The 21,554-nt window shown below is 53.8% G+C and carries 16 protein-coding genes, 1 other RNA gene and 1 pseudogene; 12 read left to right on the top strand and 6 right to left on the bottom strand.

Going from position 1 to position 21,554, the window contains the following annotated elements:
- The first annotated feature begins 30 nt into the window (after positions 1–30).
- Positions 31–174 carry a hypothetical protein gene (locus RHJ80_RS02155; protein ID WP_310437954.1) on the top strand — a complete coding sequence of 48 codons (144 nt, stop codon included), beginning with the start codon at positions 31–33 and terminating at the stop codon, positions 172–174.
- Positions 175–287: 113 nt separating this feature from the next.
- Here RHJ80_RS02155 and RHJ80_RS02150 read toward each other — a convergent pair whose 3' ends face one another.
- From RHJ80_RS02150 to RHJ80_RS02130, 5 genes are all read right to left on the bottom strand, one after another.
- Complete coding sequence (locus RHJ80_RS02150; RefSeq protein ID WP_310801374.1) at positions 288–2,057, bottom strand: ABC transporter ATP-binding protein; 1,770 nt, start codon at positions 2,055–2,057, stop codon at positions 288–290.
- Positions 2,058–2,084: 27 nt separating this feature from the next.
- Complete coding sequence (locus RHJ80_RS02145) at positions 2,085–2,438, bottom strand: hypothetical protein (protein WP_302677191.1); 354 nt, start codon at positions 2,436–2,438, stop codon at positions 2,085–2,087.
- A 67-nt stretch (positions 2,439–2,505) separates the two neighbouring features.
- On the bottom strand, positions 2,506–2,889 hold the full coding sequence (locus RHJ80_RS02140) for a YkgJ family cysteine cluster protein (protein ID WP_302678721.1): 384 nt from the start codon (positions 2,887–2,889) through the stop codon (positions 2,506–2,508).
- Between the two features lie 5 nt (positions 2,890–2,894).
- A complete protein-coding gene (locus tag RHJ80_RS02135; RefSeq protein ID WP_310801373.1) occupies positions 2,895–4,931 on the bottom strand; it encodes a ribonuclease R in 2,037 nt (678 codons plus the stop codon).
- Between the two features lie 38 nt (positions 4,932–4,969).
- Positions 4,970–5,401 (bottom strand): resolvase, encoded by a 432-nt coding sequence (locus RHJ80_RS02130; protein ID WP_302678719.1) that lies wholly within the window; start codon positions 5,399–5,401, stop codon positions 4,970–4,972.
- A 42-nt stretch (positions 5,402–5,443) separates the two neighbouring features.
- On the opposite strand from RHJ80_RS02130, the gene RHJ80_RS02125 reads away from it, so the two are divergent.
- Both RHJ80_RS02125 and RHJ80_RS02120 read left to right on the top strand, forming a co-directional pair.
- On the top strand, positions 5,444–7,039 hold the full coding sequence (locus RHJ80_RS02125) for a DUF6930 domain-containing protein (RefSeq protein ID WP_310801372.1): 1,596 nt from the start codon (positions 5,444–5,446) through the stop codon (positions 7,037–7,039).
- 6 nt (positions 7,040–7,045) lie between these two features.
- The gene (locus RHJ80_RS02120; protein WP_310801371.1) at positions 7,046–7,789 is read left to right on the top strand and encodes a type 1 glutamine amidotransferase; all 744 of its coding nucleotides are present in this window, start codon (positions 7,046–7,048) and stop codon (positions 7,787–7,789) included.
- Here the strand turns inward: RHJ80_RS02120 and miaA are convergent.
- Entirely contained in the window at positions 7,768–8,670 is a 903-nt protein-coding gene (miaA, locus tag RHJ80_RS02115) for a tRNA (adenosine(37)-N6)-dimethylallyltransferase MiaA (RefSeq protein ID WP_310801370.1), read from the bottom strand. The genes RHJ80_RS02120 and miaA overlap by 22 nt on opposite strands.
- A 126-nt stretch (positions 8,671–8,796) precedes the next feature.
- On the opposite strand from miaA, the pseudogene RHJ80_RS13075 reads away from it, so the two are divergent.
- The 9 genes and pseudogenes from RHJ80_RS13075 to rpoB all read left to right on the top strand — a co-directional run.
- Positions 8,797–11,187 (top strand): annotated as a pseudogene (locus RHJ80_RS13075) (ATP-binding protein); the annotation flags it as partial.
- 21 nt (positions 11,188–11,208) lie between these two features.
- Positions 11,209–13,287 carry an LAGLIDADG family homing endonuclease gene (locus tag RHJ80_RS13070; RefSeq protein ID WP_315863355.1) on the top strand — a complete coding sequence of 693 codons (2,079 nt, stop codon included), beginning with the start codon at positions 11,209–11,211 and terminating at the stop codon, positions 13,285–13,287.
- 37 nt (positions 13,288–13,324) lie between these two features.
- Positions 13,325–13,511: non-coding RNA, 6S RNA (gene ssrS / locus RHJ80_RS02105), on the top strand.
- A 10-nt stretch (positions 13,512–13,521) separates the two neighbouring features.
- A complete protein-coding gene (locus RHJ80_RS02100) occupies positions 13,522–14,121 on the top strand; it encodes a pseudouridine synthase (protein ID WP_302678716.1) in 600 nt (199 codons plus the stop codon).
- 91 nt (positions 14,122–14,212) lie between these two features.
- Entirely contained in the window at positions 14,213–15,376 is a 1,164-nt protein-coding gene (locus tag RHJ80_RS02095) for an ABC exporter membrane fusion protein (RefSeq protein WP_206200860.1), read from the top strand.
- A 9-nt stretch (positions 15,377–15,385) separates the two neighbouring features.
- Entirely contained in the window at positions 15,386–16,540 is a 1,155-nt protein-coding gene (gene devC, locus RHJ80_RS02090) for an ABC transporter permease DevC (protein WP_206200859.1), read from the top strand.
- 9 nt (positions 16,541–16,549) lie between these two features.
- Positions 16,550–17,245, top strand: a complete 696-nt coding sequence (locus RHJ80_RS02085; protein WP_206200858.1) for a DevA family ABC transporter ATP-binding protein — start codon at positions 16,550–16,552, stop codon at positions 17,243–17,245.
- 41 nt (positions 17,246–17,286) lie between these two features.
- The gene (locus RHJ80_RS02080) at positions 17,287–17,931 is read left to right on the top strand and encodes a Uma2 family endonuclease (RefSeq protein WP_310744024.1); all 645 of its coding nucleotides are present in this window, start codon (positions 17,287–17,289) and stop codon (positions 17,929–17,931) included.
- A 235-nt stretch (positions 17,932–18,166) separates the two neighbouring features.
- Positions 18,167–21,493 carry a DNA-directed RNA polymerase subunit beta gene (rpoB, locus tag RHJ80_RS02075; RefSeq protein WP_302677177.1) on the top strand — a complete coding sequence of 1,109 codons (3,327 nt, stop codon included), beginning with the start codon at positions 18,167–18,169 and terminating at the stop codon, positions 21,491–21,493.
- Positions 21,494–21,554: the final 61 nt, after the last annotated feature.

The raw sequence follows: 21,554 nt of genomic DNA, 5'->3' as shown, positions 1-21,554 counted from the left end.
CTTAACTAATTATCTGCCGTGAGGAGTTCTATGAAATCTCTTTACAAACTCGCCGCCTTAGGGTTAATTTTAGTGGGCTTTTCGACAACGCTGGTTGCCTGTGGTGGTGGCGGCGGTGGTACCGATAACCAAACGCCAACCGAGTCCCCCAGTCCGCAAACACCAGGGCAGTAGTTCCTTTTAGCTTTTAGCGATATTGTCTATTCTTAATGATACTGAAGCTAGGGGTAGCCGTCAGGGTTGCCCCCTTCTAATGGGAAATTGGCATTCTCCAGCGGGCGATCCAGTTATCCAAGGGAGCTTTCTAACTGATACTGCTGCCAAAGGGATTGATATAACCCCCCTGCTGCCACCAGTTCATCATGGGTACCCTGTTGAACAATGCGCCCTTCATCCATGACCAGAATGCGATCGCAGGTGGCCGCTGCTGACAATTGATGGGAAATAAAGAGCACCGTGCGTGTGTGCTGTTGCTGCCGCAGCGCTTGTAAAATTTGGCTAGCCGTTTGGTTATCAACGCTGGCGAGGGCATCATCGAGGACTAAAATCGGCGCATCCACCAGTAGGGCACGGGCTAAGGCGGTTCGTTGACGCTGTCCCCCAGAGAGGGTAATGCCCCGCTCGCCCACAAGGGTGTCGTACTGCTTAGGAAAGTTGAGGATCTCATTGTGAATTTGGGCTTGGCTGGCGGCGGCAATCACCTTTAGCTCCGTGGCATCGGGTTCGCCGTAGCGAATGTTGTTTTTGATTGTGGTGCTAAAGAGAAAGCTTTCTTGGGGCACGTAGGCGATCGCCCCCCGCAGATCAGCAAGGCGCAGCTGCGTAATGTCAATGCCATCCAGAAAAATCTGATTCGGGGCAATCTCCAAGAGTCGAGGCAGGGCACTGGCCAAGGTGGATTTGCCACAGCCAATGGGGCCGACGATCGCCACCATTTCCCCCGCTTGAATTTCAAAACTAAGTTGATTGAGGGCAGGGGTGCGGCGATTGGGGTATGTAAAAGTTAGATTCTGACAACGCAGGTGTCCCTGAACGCGATCGCGGGGTAAGGCAACAGCATCTGGGGCATCCGTAATGCGGGGTTCCACGCTCAAGATGGCTTCAATCCGGTCAATGCTCACTTCCCCCCGTTGGTAGGTGGTAATCGTAAATCCCAAGAGTGCCGTCGGGAAAATCAGCCGCTCAATGTACAGCAGCAGGGCAATAAAATCCCCCACCTGAATCGTATTGGCAGCAATCATGCGGCTGCCAAACCACAGCAAAATCAGCAAACTAAAGCTGACCATCCCCCCCAAGAGGGGAAAGAGAATGTTGCGGGTTTTGGCCAGTACCAAGTTATTGCGGAGTAAGTCTTGATTTAACTGGTCAAATTGGCGTTGTTCATTGGCTTCTTGGCCATAGATTTTAATTAGGGCAATGCCACTCATGTCCTCTTGAATGAGATCGCTGAGTTCCGCGAGGCTTTGTTGCACATCGAGCTGCTCTGCCCGCAGGCGATCGCTAAAGGTTTGGACAATAAAAAGAACCGCTGGATAAACGGCGATCGCCCCCAAGCTCAACCCCGGATGAATTGCCAGCATCACGGGCAGGGTCATACCGTAGGCAAACACGGTGTTCGCCGCACTCAAAAGGGCAAAACCCACCAGACGGCGAATATTATCCACATCACTGGTGGCACGGCTAATGAGATCCCCGGGGGTATTCTCCGCAAAGTAACTGGGTTCTAAACGCAGCAGATGCTCAAAGAGCCGTTGCTTGAGGTCAAATTCCACCAATCGCCCAGCACCAAAGATCCAGAGGCGCGAGGCCATGCGAATGAGCCACATCAGCGAGGCTAAGCCAATCAGCAGCAGGGCATAGAACACCACCCGCTGAAAGTCAAACTTGGCCTGCAATTCATCAACCGCAGTACCAATGAGCAGCGGCAAATAGGTGCCCAAAAGGTTGACGATAAAAAGCGCAACAATCCCCCCCCAAATTTTTGTTTGGTGAGGACGCAAATAGGCCAAGAGGCGACGAAAACGGCCAGAGCGGCCAGCCTTAGGAAGAGTAACCATATCCTCAACCTAACAGATGTTGTCCCCCTAGGGGGGAGCGCTTTCGAGAAACTGGTTGAGGTCTTCCACGAGACGATTTAGCTCTGCCTCTGTCGTCAGGCGCATGCGATCATCTCGCACGGTCAATAGAACCTTGGCGGCATAGGGATTGGGCCAGATATTGGGATTACAAAACACTTCGAGGAAGACCTCGCCCACGTGCTGATATTCCATGGCCGCTTGGGGAGACAGGGGAGTACCGCTGGCTTTGGCATGGGCGATCGCCCGCATGCGTTCCATTAAAGCCTGAATCTCTTGCCGTAGGGCCTCTGCGGCTGTCCGAGAGAAGCGAAAACTCACCGAGCCTTCGACCAAGTTGACCCGCATCCGATAGTCATCCATAGGCTCTGGCTGCACACAACTGTTGTCATTTGCTGTCATTATAGGTGTCCGTTCACAAAGGACAGCCCTAGGGAGCCTCCTCCCCCTGCGGGGGATCTACGCCCTGACCCACCAGATATTCATAGCGCAGCAGTTCAAAACTCCGCTCACCGTAGCGATCGTGAATGTGTTCGCAGCAGCACTGAATGGCAAACTCGTCTAGCTCCTCAGGCGTAATCCCATACAAATCCTCAAAGACTTCTGGCGTGACGCGGCAAAAGCGGGGGCGATTCTCGTAGATGCGGCAGCGGCGGCTGAGGGGGTCAAAGTGAATACACCAGCCATCGGCACCAATGAGGGATTGGTAGAGGGCAAATTCCTCTGCATTGAGAATGGTGGGCACTTCTGAGCGATCGCGCAACTCAAGGTAACAACAGGCGCCACACCCCTGCATGCATTGCCATTTTCTCATCGGGATCATGTTGAAGATAAAGCGACCGTTTCTGTTGAGGTCAGTGCATCTGGGGGCACTTCCTCCAGCCAAATTTGATCGCCTCGCGGATCAACCCGACTCACCCGCACCAGTACCGATTCTCCCAACTTTGCCTGCCGTTGAAAGCGCATGGCCAGTTCTAGCCCCAAATCCTCCAGCAGTACTAGCCCCAGTCCCTCCTCCGGACGCAACCAACGCAGCACAATGCCCCGCCACACCTCTTCGCGATGCCGCCGCAAGTACTCTAGGCACCAATAACGATTGGTCTGCCGCTCCACCAAAGCGGACTCCTGAACCGAAGACATCAGTCCCAATAAAATTTCATTGAGTTGTTCTGGTGTCAGGGGCGGCCTTTCTCCCCGCAGGTGGGCTTTAATCTGACGGTGTGCCAGCAGATCCGTGTAGCGACGAATCGGGGAGGTCACTTGGCAGTAGGCATCAAGACCCAGGCTGGCATGGGGATTGGGTTGGGTGCTCATTTCACTGCGGGGCATACAACGACGAATGGCACAGTCCCGCACCATTCCAGCGGGCAGTTGCAACAATTCCTCCTCTGAGGGCAGTTCTGGCGGTGATTGACTGCGAAAGGGCAGAGGGATGCCTTCACGGGCGCCAAAATGGGCGGCTACTTCACCGGCAAGAATCATCATTTCTGCCACCAGTTGGCGGGCGGGGGAGTCATGGAGGGGCGAGATTTCCACCTCTTCACCAGCCACTTTAATGTTGGGTTCAGGGATATTAATGCGAATCGCTCCCCGTTGTTGTCGCCACTCACTACGCCGCTGTCCCCATTGGGCGATCGCCAGCAGATCCGCTTCCCCGGTCACCCCCTGCTCCAAAATCATGTCCACATCGTCATAGCTCAGGCGATAGGTGGGGCGAATCCAACTGGGGCAAATTTCGTACTCCAGCACTTCGCCGTTGTCGGCTAAAAGAATGCCAAAACTCAGCGCACAACAGGTTTGTCCCGCGACCAAACTCATCGGTCCTGTGGCCAACTCCGTGGGAAACATGGGAATCATCCCCGTCGGTAGATAGACCGTTGTGGCGCGGCGGCGCGCCTCCTGATCCAAGACATCATCCACCATCACCCAGCGGGTGGGATCGGCAATGTGAATCCACAGCTTTTGGCGATCGCCCACGACTTCGAGGCTGAGGCCATCGTCAATTTCTTGGGTGCTTTCGTCGTCGATGGTATAGACCTTGAGATGGGTGAGATCGCGGCGCAGGGGAGCGTCAATATCTGTAGGGGGTGAGGTGAGGCGTTCATGGGCCACAGCAAGTACCTTGGCAGAGAATTCAACGTCAATTTGACTCCGGCGCAGGAACAGATTTTCGTGCTCTGACCAGAGGCCGAGATCCACCAACAGTTGGAAAGCGCCCAAGGGTTGGGTGGGACGCTGCAATTCACTGAGGAGGTCAATGGCTGCTTGGTGTTGGCCACTGGGTTCAATGGCTATAGCATAACGTTCTAACTGCTCAAGGCGCTTGCGATCGCTGGCAGACCACGCCACGGCTTCGCCCTTCAGGGCTTGGGTCAAATGTTCACGGAAGCTGACTTCCTCCGCCAAGCGTTGGGCTTCCCGCTCGCTTTGATATTTGAGTTCTGCCACTTGGGCAGCCGGTCGAGCCTCGTAGGTTTCCCCCTTGAGCTTGAAGTAGAAACGATCCTCACTCAGGAGATAGTAGGCCGCATAGCAGGCCACCGCCGATCGCTCCGAAAAAAGCAGCTCCGCTAGATCCGCTGGCGTAATGGCGCGGTTTTCCTCGCGGATAATTTCCCAAGCCACTTCTAGACTGTCGGCATCCAAGAGCGGCTGCACCTGCTGCCAAAATGTGGGAATCTCTTGGGGATGAAACCGCTCCTCGGGCACCGTAAAGGTCAGTTGGCGCGGATGAATGGTGTGGGCTTGTAAATGCTGATCAATGGCAATCCAATGCTTTTTACCTTCGGGGCGATCGATCACCGCCAAGCGACGCTGGTTATTGACCCGAAATTCAATGAGGGTGCCTTTCTCCACGGCTGCCGTGCTGTACCATAACCTGACAATTATAAAGTTTATTGCCTCTGACTGAGCAGCAGGGGATAACCACAGTAGCGTTCTAACAGCACAATGGCGACAATATCATCAATGGGTCGGGGGGGCAGGCGCAACCCCTTGGGAATCAGCCGCTGCCAACCCTGGGGCGGAAAGAGTTGCCAATAGCGATCGCGGGCATCTAGGGTACTATTGCGCTCATCCACTGGAATAATTTCTACAGCCAAAGCCGCTTGCAATTGCTGCTGCCACTGGCGGGAGGTGGTTTGATTGCCCATAATCACCTGTTCAAATGGGTAGGCTTGATGCCACTCTTGGACACGGGCGATCGCGCGATCGCTGGCCACCACTTCATAGCGCACCACTTCTTGACCAAGGGCAAGGGCTAACCCACACTTGTCCCGCCCTGGATCAAACCCCAATAAATACTTAGTGCGACCCATTTGCGTCATTTGCTAGAGTGGAAAGGTTATCGAATTGGGAGCGATCGCCCTGTGAGCCTACCCGCTGCGACCATCCGTCGTCTGTTGAATGTACCGCAAGTTGCCGCCATTTGGGTCGGTGGCGGCCGCAGGCTGGACAGCGAGAACGACGAGGTCTTTTGTGCGGCTTGGCTCGATCCCAAGGATCAGGGGGTACGCAGCATGGAGGTGGGTCAGTTTCCACCCACCCCAGAGCAACTGATGCGGCTGTTGGTGCAGGCGATCGAATATCCCCGCCATCCCCAAGCTCAGCCCTGCCGTCCCTACACCATCATCGTTGATGACCGCGAGTTGCAATTTTTTCTGCGCGGTGTGGTGGCTCCCCTCGATATTCAGGTGGAGTATCAAGCCCACATTCCCCTGCTGGCTGAATTTTTTGAATTCATTGCGGCGGAAGTCACCAGTGATGATGAAGATATCGAGGTGCTCCCCCCTGAATATGTTGCCCTCTACACACAGAAAATTAGGGAATTTGCTCAACTGGACATCTGGCGGCGCCTAGACAGTCTTACCCCCCTTAAACTCCACTGCGACGCTTGGGACTCTCCCACCCTCTTTGCGGTACTGGTGAACCCCCAAGGAGCCAACCGTGACTTTGGTCTAATGCTCTACCGCGGGGAGGAGGCACTACGCAACTTTTGGCAGCAGATTGATCAAGAATATCCCTACATTGACGAAGACGATGATGAGCGCTTAGAGGAAACGGTTCTGCGCAACGATTGTCTCTTCTTGAATTTTTCCGAGGTTGACGAAGAGGATTTAGGCAATGATCTCTCTTTTGTCCTCAAGGGGCATCTTTACACCATTGAACCGGGTGTCATCCATCCTTTGGAGGGAATGCGACCCTTTTACGCCCCTGAAGAAGCGGAAATGGTCTATGTGGCAATCGAGGCTCTGATCAAATTCTGGAAAAAGACCAAGAAACAGTTTGAGAAGGAGGAGTGCCCTGAACTAGACCTGAGGTTCAAGATTCCTTCACCCCGCCATTCTGCCCTTAGTTATCAGGTGCACGTGGCAACAGTGCCAGCGATGATGGCAGAAATCAATGGTGACCCTGAGGAGAGCGAATCACAGCACCAGATTCCCATTGATACGGAAGCAATTCCGGGGGAAGCCTATATCCTCTTTAAGTTGTTTCCGCCGAAAGAGCTACAGGAATTACAAGCAGCCGTCTCTTACCATCAACAGGGGGAGATTCCCGAGGCGTTTGAGGGCTATCCCGTGTTGACGATTCAAACCAAAAAAGCCGCAGCGGAGGCGCTCGCCGCCAAAATTGCTGAGGAGGGCGGCATTCACCATCTAACGGTCTTTCCCCTCTCAGGTCCCGAGCAAATAGTCATGCTCCTTGCCCAAACCAATGCCAACCATCTTTGGCTTTTGGATACCTTTGACCCCGAAAGTGGTTCGCTGCTCCTCGATTGGATCAAGGAGGTCAATGACCTTGAGGGTGCCTGTGGCCTTGCTGTGGCCTATGGCATGACGGGCAAAACGCGGATGCAGCCAACCCTCAAGCAAATCGTGGGACTTTTTGAAACGTCTCTGGTTTTTAGTTTCGTGGACACCCAACGTCCACCGACCCCTCAGCCCATTGAGATTTCTAAACGCTAGAGAACGGTGAAGTCCCTACGGATTCTACTGCTTCAGGCACGGGGCGATCGCACTACGCAGCAAGAGGAATTGGCAGAATTTATCTGCTTGAGCGGTTTGGCCGCCGAGCAATTTACAGTGCTCAATGGCTTTGAGTGTGCTGACTTTACCCCCGACTGTCTTCAAGGCTTTGATGCCCTTTTTATCGGTGGCTCCAGTGATGCCACAGTGCTCAAGCCAGAGATCTATCGCTTTGTACCGCCGGCAATGGACTTAATTTTGGCCTGTATTGAGCAGGAGATCCCCGTGTTGGCCTCCTGCTTTGGCTTTCAATTGGCAGTGCAGGCCTTGGGGGGGCAAGTGATTGTGGATCGCGAGGCCATGGAAATGGGCACCTACCCTTTGTACCTCACCCCAGCAGGGGTTGCGGATCCATTGTTTGCTGGCTTTCCCAATCCCTTTTTGGCCATTTCCGGACATCAGGAGCGCGCCTTGACCCTGCCAGCGGGAGCGACCTTACTGGCCTACAGTGAGTTGTGTCCCTACCATGCCTTTCGTTTGGAGGGCAAGCCCTTTTATGGCTTTCAGTTTCATCCCGAGGTGGACGATCGCGACCTGATTGCCCGCATTAGCCGTTATTGCGATCGCTATCAATTGGGCACTGCCGAACTGGAAAAACTCAAGCAAACAGCCCGTCCTACCCCCTACGCCAATCAGTTGATCCGCCGCTTTGTTGAGGTGGTGCTGGGCTATATTCCCAGTTGTGCTTGAATCTCTGCTAGTTGCTCCTCTAGGGTGGTGGCTTGCAGCCAATGGATGCCGGGTTCTGCCCGAAACCACGTCCGCTGCCGTTTGGCAAATTGTTGGGTGTGCTGCACGGTGAGGGCAATAGCTTCCGCAAGTGTGACTTCTCCCCGCAGATATTGGCGCATCTCGCGATAGCCCAGTGTATCTAATAGGGGCAGTTCATCACCGTACTGCGCTTGCAGTTGCCGAATTTCATCGAGCCATCCCATGGCCAGCATTTGCTGGGTGCGTTCTTCAATCCGTGCCCGCTGCTGTTGGCGATCGCCCCCTGCTAGGGCAAAGTACCCAATCGGGTAGGGAGGCGGTTCGCGCCGCTGCTGCTGGCTGAGGGGTACCCCCGTTACGTAATAGACTTCCAAAGCCCGCAGGGTACGCACGTGATCGTGGGCATGGATGCGTTGCGCCGCCACAGGATCCACCTGCTGAAGCCATTGATAGCATTCCTGCTGACCCAGCGCCATCAACTGTGCCCGTAGATGTGGTTGCGGTGGGACTTGGGGCATTGTTAGCCCTTGGGTAATACTGCGGATGTACAATCCTGTCCCCCCCACCAAGAGGGGTGTGATTCCTTGGGCGTGGTAGTGGGCAATGAGGGCTTGGGCTTTGGCTTGGTAAATCGCTAGGGTCAAAGTATCGCGGGGGTCACATATATCAATGAGGTGGTGAGGCACCTGCTGTTGCTGGGCGGGGGTGGGCTTGGCGGTGCCAATATCAAAGCCGCGATAGACTTGGCGGGAGTCCGCACTCAAAATCACGCTATTCAATTGCTGAGCAAGGGCGATCGCCAGTGCCGTTTTGCCGGTGGCCGTTGCCCCCCCAATAACAATTAGCCCTGCATCCCCCACTCAAATACAGCCTGAAAATTTCCTAGAATCGCCTATAACCCTTATGTGCTAAAATTTAGGTCAGATTTGACATTTGGGCAAGTGAAGACGCATTTGCCTCGATTCTATAGCAGTTAGGGAGTTGCCATGACCGCCGAGTATTCCTCTGCCCAGTTGCGGGTACTCAAAGGCCTTGAACCCGTACGAACCCGACCGGGGATGTACATCGGCAGCACTGGCCCCAAGGGACTCCACCACTTGGTTTATGAAGTCGTGGACAACTCCGTTGATGAAGCCTTAGCGGGATACTGTTCCACCATTCTAGTTCAGATCAATGCTGATGGCTCCGTCACGGTCACCGACAATGGGCGCGGGATTCCAACGGATATTCACCCCGATACCGGCGTCTCTGGGGTTGAGACGGTGATGACGGTGCTCCACGCCGGGGGCAAGTTTGGCGATGGTGGCTACAAAGTCTCAGGGGGGTTGCACGGTGTGGGTGTCTCTGTGGTCAACGCCCTCTCGGAATGGTTAGAAGTGACGGTGTGGCGCAATGGTTTTGTCCATCATCAGCGCTATGAACGGGGGGTTCCCATTACTCCCCTCGAAAAGACCCCCGATAGTGAGGAACGGCGGGGTACCTCAGTGACCTTCTTTCCTGATCGCCAGATTTTCACAGAAACGATTGAATTTGACGCCAAGGTGCTGATGACACGGCTGCGGGAACTGGCCTATCTCAATGCCGGCATTCGTATTGATTTCAAGGATTTGCGCGTTACGCCCCCCTTGAGTGAAACCTACTGCTATGAAGGCGGTATCCGTGAATATGTCCGCTACATGGTGCAGGAAAAGGAACCCCTTCACCCAGAGATCATCTACATTCAGGGGGAAAAAAACGATGTGCAGGTGGAAGCGGCCCTACAGTGGTGTGCCGATGCCTACAGTGAAAACCTGCTAGGCTTTGCCAATAATATCCGCACCATTGATGGCGGTACCCACATGGAGGGGCTAAAGGCAGTCCTAACGCGGACCCTCAATGCCCTTGGCCGCAAGCGCAATAAACTCAAGGAGGGGGACGCCAATTTGGCGGGGGAAAACATTCGCGAAGGCCTCACCGCCATTATTTCAGTAAAGGTGCCCAACCCTGAATTTGAAGGGCAGACAAAAACCAAGCTGGGCAATACCGAAGTACGCGGCATTGTGGATGCCATTGTGGGCGAAGCCCTAACGGAATACCTTGACTTTCATCCGACCGTCACCGACACGATCTTGGAAAAAGCCATCCAAGCCTTTAATGCGGCTGAAGCGGCGCGGCGGGCACGGGAAATGGTACGGCGCAAGTCGGTGCTGGAGTCTTCGACGCTGCCGGGGAAATTGGCGGATTGCAGTTCACGGGATCCCGCTGTCTCGGAAATTTTCATTGTCGAAGGTGATTCTGCGGGTGGCTGCTTTGCTGGTGATACAAAGGTGGCTCTCGCCGATGGCCGTTGCCTCAGTTTTGTGGAGTTAATGGCAGAACAAGCGGCAGGCGAGGAGCATTTTGGCTACACAGTTCGCCACGATGGCACGATTGGTATTGAGCGACTGGTCAACGTCCGCAAAACCAAAACAAATGCTGAAGTCATTAAGCTCACCCTTGACAACGGCGAGGTGATTATCTGCACCCCCGATCACCGTTTCATGCTCCGCAATGGTGAGTATAAAGAGGCACAGGCGTTAACTCCCGATGATTCCCTAATGCCACTTTATCGAAAAGCATCTAGCAGCGCTGATTCGGGAATTACGATCGATGGCTACGAAATGGTTTGGGATCCTCGATCAAATTCTTGGCTGTTTACCCACATGCTTGCAGATTGGTATAACCGCTGGCAAGAAAAATACGCCTTAGAAAGTGGTGAGCATTGTCATCATGTTGACTTCAACAAGCGAAACAATAATCCCACGAATCTGATTCGTCTGTCTGCTGATGCACATCTTGAACTTCATCGCCAGCACATTGATAAAACCTTACATCGTCCTGAAGTTAAGGAGAAGTGCCGTCAGAAGCGGAAAGAAGCACTATCAAAGACCTACTTTGACAAGACAATTAAAGCCCTAAAGAAAATTGAGTTAGAACAAGGTAATATTGATTTAGAGTCTTATCGCGAATATCGTTGCCAAACACGTGATAAGTCGCTCCTACACTTTGAAACTTTCTGTAATCGGTACTTTGATGGCGATTCAAATCGTGCCTTAGAAGCAATCAAAAACTATAACCATCGCATTGTCTCAATTGAGGTTATGGGTGAAAAGATTGATGTTTACGATTTAGAAGTGCCAGGAACCCATAACTTTGCGCTGGCCAGTGGCGTTTTTGTTCACAACAGTGCCAAACAAGGGCGCGATCGCCGCTTCCAAGCGATTTTGCCGCTGCGGGGCAAGATTCTCAACATTGAAAAAACGGATGATGCCAAAATCTACAAGAATAATGAGGTGCAGTCCTTAATTACTGCCCTTGGTCTGGGCGTGAAGGGTGAGGAGTTTGATCCTGCCAAGTTGCGCTATCACCGCATCATTATTATGAGTGTGGCCGGGGATGAACCCACCCTTGTTATGAATGCCTACGGCCATGTGGAATTGGTCAAAATTGGCGAGTTTATTGATCAGTGCATTGAGGGGCAACGGATTGCTGAGCACTATCAGGTGATGTCTTTTGATCCCAAGACGGGTCAGACTCGCTTTCAACCCCTGAAGGCAGTGATTCGCCATTCCCATGAAGAGCCAATGTATGCAATTCAAACCCGCTACCATCGCTCCATTAAGGTGACGGCCTCCCACAGTGTCTATGTTTATGAAGACGGTCAGATCAAGTTGAAAAAAGGAAATGAGATTCGAGTGGGCGATCGCCTCGTTGGCAGTCGTCGTTTACCGCGTCCCCCAATTGTTGAGCGCATTGATTTGCTGCACTTGTTTTACCAAGCGGGTCTCACGGAGGGCCTGTATCTCAAGGGGGAAGGTGTCAAAGCCCTGTGTGGCCAACAACTGCTAGCACGGGTTGAGTGCTCCTCGGAGGGGCAAGAACCGCGTGTTGCCTATGATCCCCAGCTGTGGGAACCCCTACGGCAAGCGCGTCAAGTCCAAGGGCTAAGTCAACAGGCCGTTGCTGCCCAAGTCGGGGTAAACCAAGCTATCACTATTTCCCAATGGGAACGGGGTCAAACCACGCCCACACTGAAGCACTTCCTCAATTATCTAGAGGCCATTCAGTGGCATCAGCCACTCCAATACCAAACGTTGCCGTCGCGGCTTGAGAGGATGCAGCATCAAAGTGACGACAGCAAAAATGCTCCCTACCGCCAAATCAGCGATTATCAGCCCCTCGATAGCTTTACCCTTGCGGAACTAGAGTGCCTCACTGGGGAGGTGCAACTTGTGCCCCATGCCCACCATGACAAAGCTTTTGGCCGATATTTAGAGGTCAATCGGGAGTTATTGTGGTTTTTAGGCTGGTATTTAGCCGAGGGAAGCCTGAGTCAACATCAAGTTAGCCTCAGCTTGGGGCGAAAAGACCAGCCCTTTATCCCTGAACTCTGCCGTATCATTGAAACCCTCTTTGGCGAGTCTCCTCACTGCGATGCTGACCCTGAAAGTCAAGGACAAAAACTCTACTTCCACAGTGTCTTGGCAGCCTGCTTACTCAAAGCCTTGGGGGTGGGGGGCAAAGCCCACGAGAAGTGCCTGCCCTCCTTGGTGTGGCGGGTGCCACTAGAGCTACAGTTGGCCTTTTTGGAGGGGTATTTCCTCGGCGATGGGGCGATCGCCCACAGCCACATCTCTATGACCACCACTTCTCCTACCCTCAAAGATGGCCTCCTCTACCTGTTTGGTCAGTTGGGCTGGGTAGCAAGCTGGACAACGCTAAAACCAGAAGCCGTTGCCAATTCACGGGTACCAACCCGCCATGAAGTGCATTGCCTCACCCTGAGCGGCAAGCCCCAACTGGAAGCGGCGCTGCCCATTTGGCAGCGTCATCCCCACAGTGAATCCCTGAAGGCCTATCTGGCTTTGCCCCACCACAAGCCACTGGCTTTTACCCCTATTAGTGAAGACTTAATGGCACTAGAGGTGACGCAAGTTGCGGAAATTCCACCCGTGGGTGAGTATGTCTATGACTTCTCAGTGGAGGGGGATGAAAACTTTATTTGTGGTGTCGGTGGGTTGTGTGCCCACAATACAGACGCTGATGTGGATGGTTCCCACATTCGCACCTTGTTGCTGACCTTTTTCTATCGCTATCAGCAGGAATTGATTAACCAAGGCTTTGTCTATATTGCCTGCCCACCCCTGTATAAGGTCGAACGCGGGCGACAGCACTTCTATTGCTATAGCGATCGCGAGCTGCAGCAGCAGATTGCCGCCTTCCCGGAAAATGCCAACTACACGATCCAGCGCTTTAAGGGTCTCGGGGAAATGATGCCGCAGCAGTTGTGGGAAACGACGATGAACCCAGAGACGCGCATTCTCAAACGGGTGGAAATTGAAGATGCTGCTGAGGCCGATCGCATTTTCACCATCCTCATGGGCGATCGCGTGGCACCTCGTCGCGAATTTATCGAGACCTATGGCCCACAGTTGGCCCTAGAAAACCTCGATATCTAAAGCCAGCCCCCAGAGTAGATGTGCTATAGTAGCTCTAGTTTGGCTGCGACGTTGGTGACTGCCAATATTGTTTTGTGATCTACAATTGCAAAACATTTGGGAATCAACACTGTGGGCGGCAGTAGACTGGCCATTGAGCCAGAAACTTCTAAGTCTACGGTTAGCATTCCCCCCTAGGCTTTACTAGGTCATAAACTGAGGTAAAACGGCGTCGCGGTTAGACTTTTCCTAACCATGAACCATCGCTACATTCTCCTGTATAAGCCCTATCGAGTGCTTTGTCAGTTTCAAGATCAAGAGGGGCGATCGACCCTCAAGGATTATGTTCCCATTCCCGATGTTTATCCCGCAGGGCGATTGGACTATGACAGCGAGGGGCTGGTTCTTCTCACCAACGATGGTTGGTTGCAGCACCGCTTGACGGATCCGCGCTATGGCCATCCGCGTACCTACTGGGTACAGGTAGAAGGTGAACCCAACCCCGCAGCTCTGACGCAGTTGGCCGAAGGCGTTGTCATCCAAGGCTGTCGCACGCGACCTGCGGTTGTCCAGGTACTGGCACAGGAACCCCCTTTACCCCCTAGGGAACCACCCATTCGTTATCGTCGTTCTATTCCTACCCACTGGCTAAGTCTAACGTTGCGGGAAGGTCGCAATCGCCAAGTCCGCCGCATGACGGCTGCGGTAGGGTTACCCACGCTGCGCTTGGTACGCGTGGCGATCGCCAATCTGCAATTGAGTGGCCTTGCCCCCGGAGAATGGCGCGAGGTTCTGCCCCAAGAACGGCAAGCCCTTTGGCAAGCCTGTGGTCGGCGACCGCCTCGACTTGCTTAGCACTTAGCATTCCTTAATAACCGAGGGCGTCTATATTAAGATGAGGTAACACTTGTTATTTTTGACTGCACTGCATTCACGAGGTCGTCCCATGGGACAGCCGTTTCTCAGCAAAGTTGGTCGTCCATGGCTGATCGGGGGGGCGATCGCCATCGGATTAGGCAGCTTGGCATTCAGTTTGAACTATTGGCAGCAACGTCAACGGGTCAATGAAGAACAGACAATTCAGGCAGCCCTTGCTAATCCCATGAGCGATCGCATTACCGCCTTGGGTCGATTGGAACCCGAAGGGGAAGTTGTGGCCGTCAGTGCTCCCTCAATGACCGAACGGCTAGGACAGTTGTTAGTGCGCGAGGGCGATCGCGTGGTCGCCGGTCAACCCCTTGCCTATTTAGATACCTATCCGGAGCGCAAAGCCGAACGCGATTTGGCGGTCAGTCAGTTGCAGGAAGCCCGCTTACGCTATGAGGCCGAAACCCGCCTCGCCCTTGCTCAAATTGCCGAAGCCGAGCGGCGGCGCGATCGCGCCAATGAACCGGCCATTGCCGCCATTCAAGCCCAGCAGGCCACGATTCAACGCATTCAAGCGGAATTAGAGACCGCCAACCGCGAGTACCAGCGTTTTGCCCAACTTTTTGCCAATGGGGCAGTGTCGCAACAGGATCTCGACGATCGCACAGTTCGCGTTCGGAGCTTACAGGAAGAATTACGCAACGCCCAAGCCAACCTTGTTCGCCTACAGGAGGAACGGCGTACGGAACTTGCCACCGCCACTGCTCAGATCGAAGCCGCCCAAGCCAATCTGGGACGGGTACAAACCCAAGTGCAGCTCCTCTCAGCAGAGCGCAATCTGCAACTGGCAGAAGCCCGCCTTGAGCGCACCATTATTCGCGCCCCCCGCAATGGTCGGGTGCTGCGGATTCACACCAGAGCCGGCGAAACCATCAACGAACGCGGGATTCTCGAACTGGGCAACACCGATCAAATGTATGCCGTTGCTGAAGTCTATGAAACCGATGTTCCTCGTGTGCGGGTGGGTCAGCCCGCGGAAATTCGCAGTCGTGCCTTGAAGGCCCCCATTACCGGCCGCGTGGCGCAAGTGGGTTTGGTGGTGGCCAAGAATGACGTGACTGATACGGATCCAGCCGCAAAAACCGATGCGCGGGTTGTGGAAGTGAAAATTCGCCTTGACAACAGTGAGCCGGTGGCGGGTTTAACAAATATGCAAGTGGAAATTGCCATTGATCCGCGCTGAGGTTCAAGGATGATTTTTGCAATTCCCTTAGCTTGGCTACAACTGATTCGAGAGCGCATTCGGCTCTTGGTGGCGATCGCGGGCATTGCCTTTGCAGTGGTGCTGATGCTGATGCAGTTTGGCTTTCGCGATGCCCTCTTTAAGGCGGCAGTGCGCTTCCACGAGAGCTTAAACACCGATATTGTCCTCATTAGTCCCCAATCCACGGCGCTGATTGCCATGCGCAGCTTCCCGCGGCGGCGACTCTACCAAGCAGCGGGCTTTGAAGGGGTCGAGTCGGTTTCTCCCCTCTACCTGAGTTTTGGTCTCTGGCGCAATCCCATTAACAAAAGTACTCGCCAACTGATGGTGATTGGCGTCGATCCGCTGGCGGTGTCCATTGCCGTATCCGATACCCCCCACTGGCAAGATGCGATTAAGCTAGCGGACCATGTTCTTTTTGATGCCCAATCCCGCGCTGAGTTTGGCCCGATTCCTGAGCTATACCGCCAGGGGGAAGAGGTCACGACCGAAGTCTCTGGCCGCAAAATCACCGTGGCAGGCTTGTTTCGCATGGGAGCCAACTTTGGTGCCGATGGTAATTTGCTCACGAGTGATTTGAACTTTTTGCGCCTTTTCCCCGAACGTCATCCGGGGCTAATCGATGTGGGTTTAGTACGGGTGCAGCCGGGGGTGAATACGAAAGCATTGGCACGGCGGATGAATGCTTCCCTCGGCAATGATGTACTGGTGATGACCCGTGAGGAGTTTGCTGAGTTTGAGCGCAGTTATTGGGAAAAGAGTACCTCCATTGGCTTTATTTTCTCCCTTGGTGCCCTGATGGGATTTATCGTTGGCTCGGTGATTGTCTATCAAATTCTCTACACCGATGTCACGGATCACTTGGCGGAGTATGCCACCCTCAAGGCCATGGGCTACCGCGATATCTTCTTCTATGGCGTGGTCATGCAGGAGTCTTTGATTCTCTCCTGTATCGGCTATGTTCCAGGCTTTATCGTGTCATTTTTACTCTACATCCTGATTGCCAGAGCCACGTCACTGCCAGTGTGGATGACCGTAGAGCGCGCCAGTTTGGTCTTTACCCTCACAGTGCTGATGTGTACCCTTTCGGGGGCGATCGCCATGCGGCGGATCCAAGCAGCTGATCCTGCCGATATTTTCTAGGAGAGTGTTATGGAGCCAGTGATCCACATTCAAGGCCTCAATCACTACTTTGGTCAGGGGCAACTGCGCAAGCAAATTCTCTTTGATCTCTGCGCTCGCATTGAGGCGGGTGAAATTGTGATCATGACGGGGCCTTCGGGGTCAGGGAAAACCACACTGTTAACCCTGATCGGTGCCTTGCGATCGGCACAAGAGGGCAGTCTGCGGGTTCTGGGTCAGGAGCTACGCAACGCCACAAAAGAGCAGCAGATTCAAATTCGGCGGCAAACGGGCTACATCTTCCAAGGGCACAATCTGCTCCATGCCTTGACGGCTCGCCAAAATGTGCAAATGGCGCTGGATTTGCAACCCCACCTCAGTCCACAGGAAGTTCGAGAGCGGGTGGAAGCCATGCTCTGTGCCGTTGGTCTTGGAGAGCGCCTTGACTACTATCCCCATGAACTTTCGGGGGGGCAAAAGCAACGGGTGGCGATCGCCCGCGCTCTCGTGGGACATCCCAAAATTGTCCTTGCCGATGAACCGACGGCTGCCCTCGATAAAAAATCCGGGCGCGATGTGGTGGAAATTATGCGTACCCTTGCCCGCGAACAGGGCTGCACCATTTTAATTGTGACCCACGATAACCGTATTCTTGATGTCGCCGATCGCATTATTCACATGGAAGATGGCCGCCTCTCAGAAACCACAATTGGCCTTTCCGCCTAGCCTAGAATAGAGGCAAGCAGTGCAGGGCAAATCCGCCGATCATGTTTGCAGCTCCGCAGGGGACAGTGCCAATGTTGGAGAGTGGCGATCGCCTCAGTCGCGAGGCCTTTGAGCGCCTATATGCCCAATGTCCCCATATTAAAAAAGCTGAACTCATTAACGGAGTCGTGTACGTGGCCTCCCCTGTGCGGGTGAATTCCCACAGCCGTCCCCACAGTCTCGTCATGGGCTGGTTGATGGCCTTTGAAGTGGCAACAGCCAACGTCATGGTGCTCGATAATGCCACCGTCCGCTTAGATGCCCAAACAGTGGTGCAACCCGATGCCCTGCTGCGCCTTGTCAATGGCACCTCCCGTATCAGCGAGGATGATTATCTTGAAGGGGCGCCTGAACTCATTGTCGAAATTGCCAGTAGCAGTGCCGCCTACGATCTCCACGACAAACTAGAGGTTTATTGTCGCTGTGGGGTTCAGGAATACTTGGTCTGGGTGGTACCGGAGCAGGATTTTCACTGGTATCTCAGGGAAGGAACAAGCTACCGCCGTCAAGCGCCCGATGACCACGGCATTTTTCGCAGTGGGCACTTCTCTGGATTGTGGCTACACTGGCCAGCCCTAAGAGACGGTCATTTAACGCTTGTTTTGGAAACCCTGCACACAGGATTGAAGTTGCAGCAAACCCCATAACTATTAGTGAACTGTCGCTTAACTGTAAGAACTCTGTGCTATGGTCATAGGTAGCGGCTTGCAAGCGCGGCAGTGGCACTTGTCAACTCTTCTCGTTTCCAACAGCTTCATCTTGCCAGAGGTCTCCGGCGGCAGTGTTTGCCGTAAGCGGAGCTTTTGGTGTGCTTGACAGGGCAACGCCTCTTCATTTAAGATGCAAGATCCGCGTTTTAGCGATACCCTCTAGAGGATATACATGGCTAGTAATCAGATTTACACGCCACCCGCTTTTACCTTGCCAGACCTTGTCGAGATTCAGCGGGCCAGCTTCCGATGGTTTCTGGAAGAAGGACTCATTGAAGAGCTAGAGAGTTTCTCCCCCATTACTGATTATACCGGCAAAATTGAGTTGCACTTTTTGGCCAAGGACTACCGACTCAAGGAGCCGAAGTATAGCGTCGATGAGGCCAAGCGGCGGGATGCCACCTACTCAATGCAAATGTATGTCCCGACTCGCCTCATTAACAAAGAAAATGGTAATATCATTGACCAAGATGTGTTCATCGGCGATCTGCCCCTGATGACCGATCGCGGCACGTTTATTATCAATGGTGCAGAGCGCGTCATTGTCAACCAGATTGTCCGCAGTCCTGGTGTTTACTACAAATCAGAAACCGACAAAAATGGTCGCCGTACCTACAATGCCAGCCTGATTCCTAACCGAGGGGCTTGGCTGAAGTTTGAAACCGACAAGAATGATTTGCTGTGGGTGCGCATTGACAAAACCCGCAAGCTTTCAGCCCATGTTCTCCTCAAGGCCTTGGGGTTAACCGATAGCGAAATTCTAGAGCGGCTGCGTCACCCCGAGTACTACCAAAAAACTGTTGAAAAAGAAGGCAAATTCTCCGAAGAAGACGCCCTCATTGAATTGTACAAAAAACTACGCCCAGGGGAGCCGCCCACGGTTTCAGGGGGACAACAGCTTCTGGAGTCGCGCTTCTTTGATCCCAAACGCTATGACCTTGGCCGGGTGGGTCGCTATAAGCTCAACCGCAAGTTGCAGCTGAATATTCCCGACTCGGTACGCATCCTCACCCCAGAAGATATTCTTGCGGCCATTGATTATCTAATTAACCTCGAGTTTGATCTGGGCACGATTGATGACATTGATCACCTAGGCAACCGCCGCGTCCGTTCTGTGGGTGAATTGCTGCAAAACCAAGTGCGCGTTGGCCTTAATCGCCTAGAGCGGATTATCCGCGAGCGGATGACGGTGTCTGACACGGATTCTTTGACGCCCACTTCGCTGGTGAATCCGAAGCCATTGGTGGCGGCCATTAAGGAATTCTTTGGCTCTAGCCAGCTTTCCCAATTCATGGATCAAACCAACCCCCTCGCGGAACTCACCCATAAACGGCGCTTGAGTGCCCTAGGCCCTGGGGGGCTCACCCGTGAGCGGGCGGGCTTTGCGGTGCGGGATATTCACCCGAGTCACTATGGTCGCATTTGCCCCATTGAAACTCCTGAAGGTCCCAACGCTGGGTTGATTGGTTCCTTGGCCACCCATGCCCGCGTCAATGAATATGGCTTTATTGAGACGCCTTTCTATCCGGTGAAAGATGGTCGCGTCCTGAGGGATCAGCCGCCTATCTACATGACCGCTGACGAAGAAGATGATAAGCGGGTAGCACCGGGGGATGTGCCCACCGATGAAAACGGCTACATCCTTGGGGATGTGGTGCCGGTACGCTATCGTCAAGATTTCACCACCACCACCCCCGATCAGGTGGACTACGTGGCAGTTTCGCCAGTACAGATTATCTCTGTGGCCACCTCGCTGATTCCCTTCCTAGAGCACGATGACGCCAACCGTGCCCTCATGGGATCCAACATGCAGCGGCAGGCAGTCCCCCTGTTGCGACCGCACCGTCCCTTAGTGGGTACAGGTCTAGAGGCTCAGGCAGCACGGGACTCTGGGATGGTGATTCTCAGCCAGACCAATGGTGTGGTCACCTATGTGGATGCCAATCAAATTCGCGTCAAAACCGATAACGGCCCTGAGATGACCTACACGCTGCAAAAGTACCAGCGCTCCAACCAAGATACTTGCTTGAATCAACGACCGATTGTCTTTGTCGGCGATCGCGTGCAGGCAGGACAGGTGATTGCTGATGGCTCCGCCACTGAGGGGGGCGAACTAGCCCTTGGCCAAAACATCCTTGTGGCCTATATGCCTTGGGAAGGCTACAACTACGAAGACGCCATCCTGATCAGCGAGCGGCTAGTTCAAGAGGATGTCTATACCTCCATCCACATTGAGAAGTACGAGATCGAGGCGCGGCAAACCAAACTTGGACCAGAGGAAATTACCCGCGAAGTGCCCAACGTGTCCGAGGATGCCTTGCGACAGTTAGATGAAAACGGCATTATCCGCATCGGTGCCTTTGTCGAGGCGGGCGATATTCTCGTTGGTAAAGTCACCCCCAAAGGGGAATCGGATCAGCCCCCCGAAGAAAAACTTCTGCGTGCCATCTTTGGTGAAAAAGCGCGGGATGTGCGGGATAACTCCCTGCGGGTGCCCAATGGTGAAAAAGGTCGCGTTGTCGATGTGCGCGTCTTTACCCGTGAGCAGGGAGATGAACTACCCCCCGGTGCCAATATGGTGGTGCGGGTCTATGTGGCCCAGAAGCGCAAAATTCAGGTGGGGGACAAAATGGCCGGCCGCCACGGCAATAAGGGGATTATTTCCCGCATTCTCCCGGTGGAGGATATGCCCTTCCTGCCCGATGGTCGCCCCGTGGATATTGTCCTCAATCCCTTGGGGGTGCCTTCACGGATGAATGTGGGGCAAGTCTATGAGTGTTTGCTGGGCTGGGCTGGGGAGTGTCTTGGTCGTCGGTTCAAAATTACTCCCTTTGATGAAATGCACGGCAAGGAAAAATCCCGCGAAACCGTCCATGCCAAGCTACAAGAGGCCAAAGAAGTCACGGGTCAAGATTGGGTCTTTAATCCTGAGGATCCGGGCAAAATGGTCGTCTATGATGGCCGCACCGGTGAACCCTTTGACCGGCCAGTGACGGTGGGGATGGCCTATATGCTGAAGCTCGTGCACTTGGTGGACGATAAGATCCACGCCCGCTCCACAGGGCCTTACTCTTTGGTTACTCAACAGCCCCTCGGTGGTAAAGCCCAGCAAGGGGGTCAGCGCTTTGGCGAAATGGAGGTGTGGGCATTGGAGGCCTATGGTGCCGCCTATATTCTCCAAGAGTTGCTGACGGTCAAGTCCGATGATATGCAAGGACGCAATGAAGCCCTCAATGCCATTGTTAAAGGGCAATCCATTCCACGACCGGGCACGCCAGAGTCCTTCAAGGTGCTGATGCGGGAGCTGCAATCCCTGTGCTTGGATATTTCCGTGCGCAAGGCCAGTATTCCCAGCTTTGATGACGATGGCGAAATGAAACCTGACCCCGAGGTGGATTTGATGGTGGATGTCAGCCCTCGCCGTACCCCGGCACGACCCACAATTGACTACAGTGCCCTCGACGACACGGACGACAAAGAAGGGGCAACGACATTCTAAACACTTAGAACTGAGTCAGCTTGTTTGGGGGGCGATCGCCCCCTTGATCCATTCACCGCCA

This window comes from Thermosynechococcus sp. QS41 (assembly GCF_031583515.1).
Classification (GTDB): domain Bacteria; phylum Cyanobacteriota; class Cyanobacteriia; order Thermosynechococcales; family Thermosynechococcaceae; genus Thermosynechococcus.
Note: the sequence above shows the minus strand (reverse complement) of the source record. Positions and strands in the feature narration are given on the sequence as shown.